This is a genomic window from Paraburkholderia sp. (genome assembly GCF_035948235.1).
Lineage (GTDB): Bacteria > Pseudomonadota > Gammaproteobacteria > Burkholderiales > Burkholderiaceae > Paraburkholderia.
Map to the genome: position 1 here is coordinate 1 of NZ_DASZJJ010000253.1, position 11110 is coordinate 11110.

The window sequence follows — 11110 nt, forward strand, 5'->3', positions numbered from 1 at the left end:
CGTGCAGCCCAGCGCGATCAGTGCTTCGACGCCCTGATTGAGCGCGGTCGCAATGCCAAGGTTCGCACCGTTGGGAAGGTACGTGACGCGAGGATCCAGCCCGAGCGAAGCCGCATCGCACCGTTCCTCGCTGTTATCGACAACCACGCACGGGCCATAGCCCGCTAGACGGTTCGCCCGCGCCACGCAGTCCATGTCCGGCCGATAGAACACCACGACCGTACCGACTGCGCCACTGCCACCCGCCATCGCGTCCATCAATCCGCGAGGCAAAGGCGAAGCGCCTCGTCCCATGACGGCAACTGCACGCCAAACGTGCGCGCAAGCTTGTCGGTCGCCATGCGCGAATTCGCAGGCCGCTTCGCGGGCACCGGGTAATCGCTCGCCGGAATCGGCGCGACCTTCGGCGCCTTGTCACCCATCGCGATATCGAAAATCGCTTCGGCGAAGCCATGCCACGAGGTCTCGCCGGTTGCGCTGAAGTGATAGACACCCGAGCACTCGCGCCACCAGTTGGCGTCGCCGTTACGCTGGGCCGCGAGGCCTTGCGCGACGATATGCGCCGTCACGGTCGCGATCGAATTCGACCACGTCGGCGCGCCGATCTGGTCCGCCACCACGCGCAGTTCCGGACGCTCCGCGCCCAGCTTGAGCATCGTCAGCAGGAAGTTCTTGCCGCGGCGCCCGTAGACCCAGCTCGTACGCAGCACCACGTGCGCACAGCCACTAGCCGCAATCGCCTGCTCGCCTTCGAGCTTGGTCAGCCCGTAGACGTTCTGCGGATTCGTTGCATCGTCTTCCACATAGGCGCCGTCCTTCGTACCGTCGAACACGTAATCGGTCGAATAGTGGATCAGCGCCGCGCCGAGGCGCTTCGCCTCCTCCGCCAGCACGGCCGGGGCTTCAGCGTTGAGGCGTCGCGCTGCGGCTGCGTCGGTTTCCGCCTTGTCCACCGCCGTATAAGCCGCCGGATTCACGATGATGGCCGGCTTCACTTCGCGCACCACGCGGCGAATCGCGTCGAGATCACCCAGGTCCAGCGCGGCGCGATCGAGACCGACCACGCGCCCAAGCCCCTGCAACGTGCGCAGAAGCTCGTATCCAACCTGACCGTTGACGCCCGTGACGAGAATGGTGGCTTGCTGATCCATCACACCCTCACGCAAAGACATCGGCTTCGGCCAGCTTCTTGCCAGCCGCATCCTTGGCGGCCAGCAACGGCTCGAAGTCGATCGGCCATTCGATGCCGACGGCCGGATCGTTCCACACGATGCTGCGCTCGTGCTCCGGATACCAGTAGTCGGTCGTCTTGTAGAGGAACTGCGCCGATTCAGACAGCACGACGAAACCGTGCGCGAAACCCGGCGGCACCCACAACTGCCGATGGTTTTCCGTCGAGAGATGCACGCCGACCCACTTGCCGAAGTTCGGCGAGCTCTTGCGGATATCGACGGCCACGTCGAACACTTCGCCTTCCACCACGCGCACGAGCTTGCCCTGCGCATGCTGGATCTGATAGTGCAGGCCGCGCAGCACGCCCTTCGCCGAACGCGAATGGTTGTCCTGCACGAACTCGACGCCAGGCTCCACCAGCTCCGCGAATTCGCGGCCGTTGAAGCTTTCGTAGAAATAGCCGCGCGCGTCGCCGAACACCTTCGGCTCGATGATCTTGACTTCGGGCAGCGCCGTTGCCGTTACCGTGATGGCCATGCGACCTGATCCGTAAGAATGTTCAACAAATACTTGCCGTAGCCGTTCTTCGAGAGCGGCGCGGCAAGCTTCTGCAATTGTTCCGCGTCAATCCATTGACGGCGATACGCGATTTCCTCAGGACACGCGACCACGAGACCCTGACGCTTTTGCAGCGTGGCGATAAAGGTCGCCGCGTCGATCAGCGAATCGTGCGTGCCGGTATCGAGCCATGCGAAACCGCGGCCCATGATCTCGACGTTGAGCGCGCCATCAGTCAGATAGCGCGAGTTCACGTCCGTAATCTCCAGCTCGCCGCGCGGCGACGGCTTGATTTCCGCCGCGATATCGCACACGCGGTTGTCGTAGAAGTACAGACCCGTGACCGCGTAATTCGAGCGCGGCTGCGCGGGCTTCTCTTCGATCGACAGCGCGCGGAAGCCCTTGTCGAACTCGACCACGCCGTAACGTTCGGGATCCTGCACGTGATAGGCGAACACCGTCGCACCCGACTCCTGCGCCGTGGCGCGTTCGAGCTGCTTTGCCAGATCGTGGCCGTAGAAGATGTTGTCGCCCAGAATCAGCGCCGACGGATCGTTGCCGACGAACTCGCGGCCGATGATGAACGCCTGCGCGAGGCCGTCCGGGGACGGCTGTACCGCGTACTGGATGTTCATGCCCCACTGGCTGCCATCGCCGAGCATCGACTCGAAGCGCGGCGTGTCCTGCGGCGTCGAGATGATGAGCACATCGCGAATGCCCGCGATCATCAGCGTCGACAGCGGGTAATAGATCATCGGCTTGTCGTACACGGGCAGCAGCTGCTTCGACACCGCATGGGTGATCGGATAGAGCCGCGTGCCGGAACCGCCGGCGAGAATAATGCCTTTGCGTGCCATGTGGTCCTGCCTTACGTGCGCTGCGCGTAGTTGGTTTCGACCCACTTGCGATAGTCGCCCGAAGCGACTTCGTCGGCCCACGCCTGGTTATCCAGGTACCACTGCACCGTCTTCGCAAGACCCGTTTCGAAGGTCTCGGCCGGCTTCCAGCCCAACTCGCGCTCGAGCTTGCGCGCGTCGATCGCGTAGCGGCGGTCATGACCAGGGCGATCCGTCACATAGGTGATCTGGTCGCGGTACGAACCTGCGGCCTTCGGGCGCAGCTTGTCGAGCAGGTCGCACAGCGTGTGCACGACTTCGAGGTTCTTCTTCTCGTTCCAGCCGCCGACGTTGTACGTCTCGCCGCTCGTGCCACGCGCGAGCACTTCACGGATCGCGCTGCAGTGGTCGCCCACGTAGAGCCAGTCGCGCACGTTCTGGCCATCGCCATAAACCGGCAGCGGCTTGCCCGACAGCGCATTGGCGATCATCAGCGGAATGAGCTTTTCGGGGAACTGATACGGACCGTAGTTGTTCGAGCAGTTGGTCGTGAGCACCGGCAGACCGTACGTGTGGTGATACGCGCGCACGAGATGGTCGGAACCGGCCTTGGTCGCCGAGTACGGGCTGTTGGGCGCGTACGGCGTGGTTTCCGAGAACTGCGGATCGGTCGCGGAAAGCGAGCCGAATACTTCGTCGGTCGAGACGTGCAGGAAGCGGAAAGCGGTTTTCTCGGCTTCCGGCAAGGTATTCCAGTACTGGCGCGTGGCTTCGAGCAAGGTGAACGTGCCGACCACATTGGTCTGAACAAAATCAGCCGGACCGTGAATCGAGCGGTCGACGTGGCTTTCCGCAGCGAAGTGCAGCACGGCGCGCGGCTTGTGTTCGGCGAACAGCGCGTCGAGCGCGGCACGATCGCAGATGTCCACGCGTGCGAACACATGCTTCGGATTGCCCTGCAGCGATTGCAAGGTGCCGAGGTTGCCCGCGTAGGTCAGCTTGTCTACGTTCAGAACGGCTTCGTCAGAATGACGAAACCAGTCAAGCACAAAGTTGGCGCCGATAAAGCCGGCACCGCCCGTTACCAGGATCATGGAATTCCTTTGACGCGTGTGATTGTGGCATGTCTGGCCAGGAAGAGTCCCCGGCAGCCAGACGCACGAAAGGATGCTGCAAAACTGGATTTATTGCGAAAAAACCCCTGCGCTTATCCGTGCAGCATACATTTCTGGCTCTGCTTTTATCGTGTCAATTATACGGACAGACCGCACGAAAACCACACTGCTAACATCTTGAAACAGCTTGACAAAATCACTCGTTTCCTTTAGCCGCCTTACATCCCTCGCACGTTTGCTGACATCGCAGGTTTATGTTCCTGACCGTTATCCGGCATCACGCGGTAATCGCTTTCCTGTGATACCGTCACCGACTTGCCCGCATTATCCTGCGCTACCGTATTGCAACTGATTGCAACTGATTCAGATTCAATGACCAAGCAAGCGTCGTTCCCGCCGCCCCTCGCTTTCGGCGACCTACAGGGTTGCCTTACTCCGTTCCGGGAGCTGCTCGCCAAGGCTGCGCCCTCGTCCGATACGCCCCTTTGGTTCGCAGGCGATCTCATTAATCGCGGCCCGGCGTCGCTCGAGACGCTGCGCGAGTTGATTGCGCTCGGCGATCGCGGCGTGGCCGTGCTCGGCAATCACGATCTGCATCTGCTGTCTGTTTCGGCGGGCATTCGCAAATCGAAAAAGGGCGACACCATCGACGCCATTCTCGCCGCGCCGGATGCCGAAGATCTGTTGCACTGGGTCCGCCATCGTCCGATTGCGCACTTTGAGCGCGGCATGTTGATGGTTCATGCGGGCGTGCTGCCGCAATGGGATATCGATCTGACACTGGAACTCGCGCACGAGCTACAACAGGCGCTGCGCCGCGACAACTGGAAGGAAACGCTCGCCGGTCTCTACGGCAACGAGCCGAACCGCTGGTCGAAGAGTCTGAAGGGCATCGACAGGCTGCGCGTGACATGCAGCGCGCTCACGCGCATGCGCTTTTGCAACGAGGAAGGTGTGATGGATTTCAGCTCCAGCGGCGGGCTCGATTCCGCACCGCCGGGCTACATGCCGTGGTTCGATGTGCCGGGTCGCAAGACCGCCGACCTCACCGTCGTGTTCGGCCATTGGGCGGCGCTGGGTCTCACCTTGCGCAAGAACGTGATCGGACTGGATTCGGGCTGCGTGTGGGGCGAGCGGCTCTCGGCGGTGAGCCTCGCCGCCGATCCTTATCAGCGCATCCTCACCCAGGTGCCCTGCCCGAACTGCCGCGCGGTTTCGGCGTAAGGACGGCCTTAAATACAGCTTTAAATACGGCCTTAAAAGCGACGAAACACGCGCTTAGCGCTTCTTGTTGTACACGTGCGTCGTGGCCTTCACGCCCTTCGGGAAGACCTTGCGCACGAAACCGCGCGCGGCGGCGTCGGCCTGCAGCACGACGTCGCGCACGGGTTGCTCGGGGCGACCGCGAAACGAGGTCGGATGAAAGTACTCGTCGTCGCCGACAGGATGATCGGAGAAGTAGTAATTCGACACGCAGCAGCGCTGCTCGTCGCTCACGTTCTTCGACACCGAATGCCATGAGTGCTGGTTCGTCACCATCACGGCCAGGCGATTGAAGCGGCTCACGATCGTGGTCGGTTCCGCCTTCGTGCCCTGCGGCCACACTTCCAGATTGCAGCCCTTCTCCAGCGACCAGTCCGGCGACACGTAGTAGAGCAGATTGAGCACGCGATAGTGCTCGCGATCCTTGTCGTGCGAGTTGTCCAGGTGTGGGTTGAGGAAGTGGCCCGGTCCCATCATCGAGATGCCGCCCGCGTACAGGTGCTCGTCAGGATACAGCGAGCGCAGCCCCGTGATCTCCTTGACGAGTTCGACCACGCGCGGCGCCTGGAACGCGAAGATGATCTCTTCGAGCAGCGGCGTATGCGCGTCCATCTGCGCCGACACGTACTTGAGTTCGCGCAGGCTCTTGCGCAGCATCATTTTCGACGCATCGGGAAAGCCTGCGCGAATCTGCCGTGCAACCTCTTCCGGCAACACATCGTCGATATGGAAATGCTGGATGGGCGCCGTCTGCGTCCATTGTTCGCGCAGCCGTGCGCGCTCGCTTTCAAGCCGCGCCGCGATGAGCGCGCCCAGTTCCGTTCGATCCATGATGACTGTCCTGCTTTCGATGATCCGTTGATGATTGCGCGCGCATACAACGCTGCGTGCGGCGTGCGCCTCAAACGCTCTGGGGGACGCCCACCGACGACCGCCCGCGCATCGTCTCCAGCGCCGCCTCCACCGACTCCTGCGCCCGCGCCGCCAGCTTGCGCCGATCGTCGCCCGGCTCCAGCGCCTCGCCCACATACACATGCGCCGTAATCGGCCCGCTCTTGAGCATCACGTCGAGCGAATCCTTGAGCGACAGATCGTCGATATAAGCGGGCGCAGTCGACTGCCGGCCCTGCGCATCTTCATACATGATGCAGATCGGCTGCACCGGCCGCGCCGCCGACACCGGCGCCTGGAACATATTCGAGTGAAACGGCTTGAGCGCGAGACCGTCGGTCGTCGTGCCTTCGGGGAACACGCACATCAGTTCGCCGCGTTCCAGACGCGACGCCAGCTCATGCATGATGCGGCGCGCCTCGCTGCGCTTCTCGCGTTCGATGAACACGGTATCGAGATTCGCTGCGAACCAGCCGATCAGCGGCCAGCTACGGACCTCGGCCTTGGAAACGAACGGCGTCGGCCGCCACGCATTGATCACGTAGATGTCGATCCACGAAATATGGTTGCTGACCACCAGCGCGCCCGCATCCAGCCGCGCCGAATCGTTATGCACGACGAGCTTCATGCCGCACAGGGCTAGCATCTTGAGCGACCAGGCGCGGTTCAGGGCGTGGCGTTGCTCGGGCGTGGCGCGCGGAAAACGCACGCCGACGGTCCAGGCGCCGCGCAGCAGATGGCCGAGCAGACGGGTTTTGCGAAAGAAGAGACTCATGGCCGGGTCAATGTCGCTGGGTCAAATTCGCTGGGTCAATATCGATAACGGTCGCAACTTGCGTTCAATGGCGCTCAAAGCCGATGCGCCCTGCCACCAGCGTCGCGCGCACCACAGCAGGCAGCTCGTAGCCGAGGAACGGCGTATTGTGCCCCTGGCTCTTGAGCGCGCGCGGCTCGACCTGCCAGTGCGCGTGCGCGTCGAACACGCAGAGGTCGGCGCTCGCGCCCACGCTCAGGCGTCCGACATCCTTGCCGATCACCGTGGCGGGCGCCGCCGTAATACGCGAAAGCGCCTTCGCCAGCGGCACATTCGCTTCCTGCGCCCACTTCACGGTGAGCGAGAGCAGCAGTTCGAGGCCGGTCGCGCCCGGTGTCGCCTCGGCGAACGGCAGCAGCTTTTCGTCGTCGTCCACGGGCGTGTGCTGCGAGCAGATCGCGTCGATCGTACCGTCGATCACAGCCGCGCGCAGCGCCTCGCGGTCGCGCTGCTGGCGCAGCGGCGGATCGAGCCGGAACTGCGCGTCGAAGTAACCGATGTCCGTATCGGTCAGATGCAGATGGTTCGCCGTGACGTCGCAGGTGAGCGGCAGCCCTTCGGCCTTGGCCGCGCGCACCAGATCCACGCCCGCCGCCGACGACAGATGTTGAACGTGCACGCGCGCGCCCGTCACGCGCATCAGTTCGAACAGCGTGAAGAGCGCGATGGTCTCCGCGCTCACCGGCACGCCCGACAACCCCAGGCGCGAAGCCAGCGCGCCGCTCGCGGCCACACCGCCCTTCGACAGATACGCATCCTGCGCACGCAGCCAAACGGGATAGCCGTAGGTGCTGGCGTACTGGAGCGCGCGCAGCAGCACCTGGGTATCGGCGATCGGCGAATCGGCCTGCGTGAAGCCGATGCAACCCGCCTCGGTGAGCGACACCATCTCGGTGATGACCGCGCCCTTGAGGCCAACCGTGAGCGCGCCCAGCGGGTGCACCTGCGCGCGTTCGAGCTTGCCGGCACGGTACTTGAGCATTTCAACGAGGCCCGCTTCGTCGAGCACCGGATCGGTGTCGGGCGGGCACACCAGCGTCGTCACGCCGCCCGCGAGCGCCGCGTGCATTTCCGAATCGAGTGTGGCCCTGTGCTCGTAGCCCGGCTCGCGCAGTCGCGCGCTCAGATCGACGAAACCCGGCGCGATCGTCAGGCCGCGCGCGTCGATCGTCCTGTCCGCCGTGAAGCCCGTCGGTGCCGTGCCAAGCGCGGCGATCTTGCCCGCTTCGATGAAAACGTCCTGCTGCTGTTCGGTGCCCGCAACCGGGTCGATCAGCGTGCCGCCTTGAATATGAATCTTCATGCTGCCCCGCGCCTTATTCATTGCCATCCAGTTTCTTGCCCGCGACGATCGCCATCACCGCCATACGCACCGCGATGCCGAAGCTAACCTGATCGAGGATCACCGCCTGCGGGCCGTCCGCGACCTGCGAGTCGATTTCGACGCCACGGTTCATCGGTCCCGGATGCATCACGATCGCATCGGGCGCGGCAAGCGCCAGACGCTCGGGCGTGAGGCCCCAGCTCTTGAAATATTCCTGCGCCGAAGGCAGCAGCGCGCCGCTCATGCGTTCGTTCTGCAGGCGCAGCATGATGATGACGTCCACATCCTTCAGACCTTCGTCGAGGTTGTGGAATACGCGCACGCCCATCTGTTCGAGCCCGCCCGGCAGCAGCGTGCGCGGACCGATCGCGCGCACTTCCGGCACGCCCAGCGTGGTGAGCGCGTGAATGTCCGAGCGCGCGACGCGCGAATGCAGAATGTCACCGACGATCGCCACGCGCAGATTGGTGAAATCGCGCTTGTAATGGCGGATCGTGTACATGTCGAGCAAGCCTTGCGTCGGATGCGCGTGACGTCCGTCGCCAGCGTTGACGACGTGCACGTGCGGCGCGCAATGCTCGGCGATCAGATACGGCGCGCCGCTCGATGCGTGGCGCACGACGAACATATCGGCATGCATCGCCGAAAGGTTGCCGATGGTATCGAGCAGCGACTCGCCCTTGCTCGTCGACGACGCGTTGATGTTCAGGTTCAGCACGTCCGCCGAAAGCCGCTTGGCGGCAATCTCGAACGTCGTGCGCGTGCGCGTCGAGTTCTCGAAGAACAGGTTGAACACCGACTTGCCTTGCAGCAGCGGCACTTTCTTGACGTCGTGGTTATCGCCGCTCACGAACTGCGCGGCGGTGTCGAGCACCTGATTGAGGATTGCGCGCGGCAGGCCCTCGATCGAGAGCAGATGCTTGAGTTCACCGTTCTTCGTGAGCTGCGGATTGCCTTTCAGAAAGCCGTAGCGAAAGCGCTTGCCGGCGGCATCGTCGGTGGCTGCCGTTGCGGGCGTGGGCTGTGTGTTCATCGCTTGAGTCCTGCGCGAATGGCTTGCTGGGTCGATTTCAGCGGGGTCAAATTGGGATGGATGTGCGGCATGACGGGTCCGGCTGGATGGCGCACATCGCACGGGCTGCGCTCAGGCGGCGGGAAGTTCGTCGAGGTATTGCTGCAGGATCACGCAGGCGGCTTCGGCATCGATGTGCTCGGCGCGTTCGCCGCGCTCGCGCAGGCGCGATTCGGCATCGACGGACGAATAGCGTTCGTCCACCCACACCACGGGCAGATGAAAGCGGCCATTGAGCTGGTTGCCGAAGCGTTTCGCCAGCTTCGTCATGACGTGCGGCGAACCGTCGGGATGGCTCGGCAGGCCCACGACCAGACGATCGGGCTGCCATTCGCGCAGCAGCGCGGCCACCGCTTCAAAACGGGAGTCGATGCTGCGGTTCTGGATCACGGTGAGCGCGCGGGCGCTGCGCGTAAGCACGTTGCCGAGCGCCACGCCGATGCGTTTTTCACCGTAATCGAAGGCCAGCAGGGTCGCCTCTGCGGCGTTGCGCCCCGCCACGCTCATGCGTGACCCGCTTCGCCCGAGAGCATCGTCGAGGAAATGCCGAGCAGCGCGAGCGCCGCTTCGAAGCGCTCTTCGGCGGGCACTTCGAAGACGATCTTGGGGTCGGCTTCGACGGTGAGCCAGCCGTTCTTCGAGATCTCGTCCTCGAGCTGACCCGCGCCCCAACCCGCATGACCGAGCGTAAGCAAGAACTGCTCGGGGCCGGTGCCGCTGGCGACGGCTTCGAGCACGTCCTTCGAGGTGGTCATCTCAAGGCCGCCGGGCACCGACATCGACGACGTGTAGTTCGTGCCGGTGATGGGCGCGTGCAGCACGAAACCGCGTTCGGTCTGCACCGGGCCGCCGAAATAAACGGGCACGTGCAGCAGCGGTTCGATTTCCAGCTTGAGGTCGATGCGCGAGAACAGCGCTTCCAGATCGATATCGGTGGGACGATTGATCACGAGGCCGAGCGCGCCGCGTTCGGAATGATCGCAAAGGTAGACCACCGTTCCTGCAAACGTGGGGTCCGCCATGTTCGGCATGGCGATCAGGAACTGATTGGTCAGATTGATGCGATCGTTACTTTTAGACATGGTTTGAATTCTAGCAAAGACGATACGGATTGGCGGTGGCCTGCCTGGCCCTCCGGCTGCCTCTGGGGTTCACCGTAGCGCGGGGAATGAGTCACTCTAACATGCTGACGCGGCGCGCCTGAAACGCGGATTCGGCCCCTCCCCGCCGGGCCAGCCGCCGCGTTTTTGGGCTAACGCGCGGCGAGGTGCGCCGCCGGTGCGCCGGGCACGCCTGCCGCACCGGAAATCGCCGCGCCAAGCGCACGTACCGTGGCGCTCGCGTCCGGCTGGGCGACACCCGCCGCGACCTTGTGCAGCATCGCGCGCAAAGCCTCGTTGGCGTGGTCGATGGCTTCGATGTCGGGCGCGCTCGACGGCTGCGCGCCGTATGCCGGGGTCGCACCTTCGCGCTTGCTGGCGGCGACCGCCGCATGCGCGGTGCAACGCCAGGCCAGGCCGAGCGCATCGGCCAGCAGCCCGATGTGCCCCAGGCCCAGCGCCCAAGCTGCCGCGCCGATGCGGTAGGCCGCTTCTGCTGCCATGAGCGCCGCAGCAGGATCGGGCGGCGCGTCGGCGGCCCGCAGCGACAGCGCGCGCGTCTGGGTGCCGAGCGCAAGCATCGCCGCGTCGGCGGTCTGCAAAAAATCCTCGTAGGCGTTGCCGTTGACGACGAGCGCCCCCAGATCGCGCACCGGCGCCACCCGTGTGGCCAATGCAACGGCCTGGGCGCTGCCGGCTTCCCAGAGCGCCTCGGAATCCTGCGTTCCCGCCACATGCCAGTCGACGGTGAGGCCGTAGTCATGCAGCAGATCGACATCCGCCGTGTCTTCCGCCAAGGCGCCGAACAGCGCGTAATCGCGCCACAACAGCGCGAGCGCGGTCCGCACGAAAGACTGCGGTGCGGCGCGCAAGCCGCGTGCATGCTCGCCCATCAGCAGGTTGCAGCGCGCGTAGAAACGACGCAGATCCTGGTCGCCCCAGAACGTAATGCCGCGCCGCAGCA

Annotated in this window: 11 protein-coding genes and 2 pseudogenes; 1 reads left to right on the plus strand and 12 read right to left on the minus strand. The window is 64.0% G+C overall.

Annotated features, from left to right (window positions below; genetic code table 11):
- From VG320_RS22015 to rfbB, 5 genes and pseudogenes are all read right to left on the minus strand, one after another.
- Positions 1–258, minus strand: a pseudogene (locus VG320_RS22015) (glycosyltransferase family 2 protein); the annotation flags it as partial.
- Positions 258–1151 (minus strand): dTDP-4-dehydrorhamnose reductase, encoded by an 894-nt coding sequence (gene rfbD / locus VG320_RS22020; RefSeq protein WP_327202185.1) that lies wholly within the window; start codon positions 1149–1151, stop codon positions 258–260. The pseudogene VG320_RS22015 and the gene rfbD, both read right to left, overlap by 1 nt.
- A gap of 7 nt (positions 1152–1158) precedes the next feature.
- The gene (gene rfbC / locus VG320_RS22025) at positions 1159–1710 is read right to left on the minus strand and encodes a dTDP-4-dehydrorhamnose 3,5-epimerase (RefSeq protein ID WP_327202186.1); all 552 of its coding nucleotides are present in this window, start codon (positions 1708–1710) and stop codon (positions 1159–1161) included.
- A complete protein-coding gene (gene rfbA, locus VG320_RS22030; RefSeq protein WP_327202187.1) occupies positions 1695–2588 on the minus strand; it encodes a glucose-1-phosphate thymidylyltransferase RfbA in 894 nt (297 codons plus the stop codon). The genes rfbC and rfbA overlap by 16 nt, the downstream gene beginning before the upstream one ends.
- Positions 2589–2599: 11 nt before the next feature.
- Complete coding sequence (gene rfbB, locus VG320_RS22035) at positions 2600–3661, minus strand: dTDP-glucose 4,6-dehydratase (protein WP_327202188.1); 1062 nt, start codon at positions 3659–3661, stop codon at positions 2600–2602.
- Positions 3662–4054: 393 nt separating this feature from the next.
- Between rfbB and VG320_RS22040 the strand changes: the two genes are divergently transcribed.
- Positions 4055–4906, plus strand: coding sequence for a symmetrical bis(5'-nucleosyl)-tetraphosphatase (locus VG320_RS22040; protein ID WP_327202189.1), 852 nt, complete (start codon positions 4055–4057; stop codon positions 4904–4906).
- A gap of 54 nt (positions 4907–4960) precedes the next feature.
- On the opposite strand, the gene VG320_RS22045 is transcribed toward VG320_RS22040, so the two are convergent.
- The 7 genes and pseudogenes from VG320_RS22045 to VG320_RS22075 all read right to left on the minus strand — a co-directional run.
- Positions 4961–5776, minus strand: a complete 816-nt coding sequence (locus tag VG320_RS22045) for a 2OG-Fe(II) oxygenase (RefSeq protein ID WP_327202190.1) — start codon at positions 5774–5776, stop codon at positions 4961–4963.
- Between the two features lie 70 nt (positions 5777–5846).
- Positions 5847–6611, minus strand: coding sequence for a lysophospholipid acyltransferase family protein (locus tag VG320_RS22050; RefSeq protein WP_327202191.1), 765 nt, complete (start codon positions 6609–6611; stop codon positions 5847–5849).
- A gap of 64 nt (positions 6612–6675) precedes the next feature.
- Positions 6676–7953: a dihydroorotase gene (locus VG320_RS22055; protein WP_327202192.1), complete on the minus strand. Its 1278-nt coding sequence runs from the start codon at positions 7951–7953 to the stop codon at positions 6676–6678.
- Positions 7954–7966: 13 nt separating this feature from the next.
- Positions 7967–9007, minus strand: coding sequence for an aspartate carbamoyltransferase catalytic subunit (locus tag VG320_RS22060; RefSeq protein WP_327202193.1), 1041 nt, complete (start codon positions 9005–9007; stop codon positions 7967–7969).
- Positions 9008–9118: 111 nt separating this feature from the next.
- Positions 9119–9553, minus strand: a complete 435-nt coding sequence (gene ruvX / locus VG320_RS22065) for a Holliday junction resolvase RuvX (protein WP_327202194.1) — start codon at positions 9551–9553, stop codon at positions 9119–9121.
- Positions 9550–10128, minus strand: a complete 579-nt coding sequence (locus tag VG320_RS22070; RefSeq protein WP_327202195.1) for a YqgE/AlgH family protein — start codon at positions 10126–10128, stop codon at positions 9550–9552. The genes ruvX and VG320_RS22070 overlap by 4 nt, the downstream gene beginning before the upstream one ends.
- Positions 10129–10298: 170 nt before the next feature.
- A pseudogene (locus VG320_RS22075) lies at positions 10299–11110 on the minus strand (hypothetical protein); the annotation flags it as partial.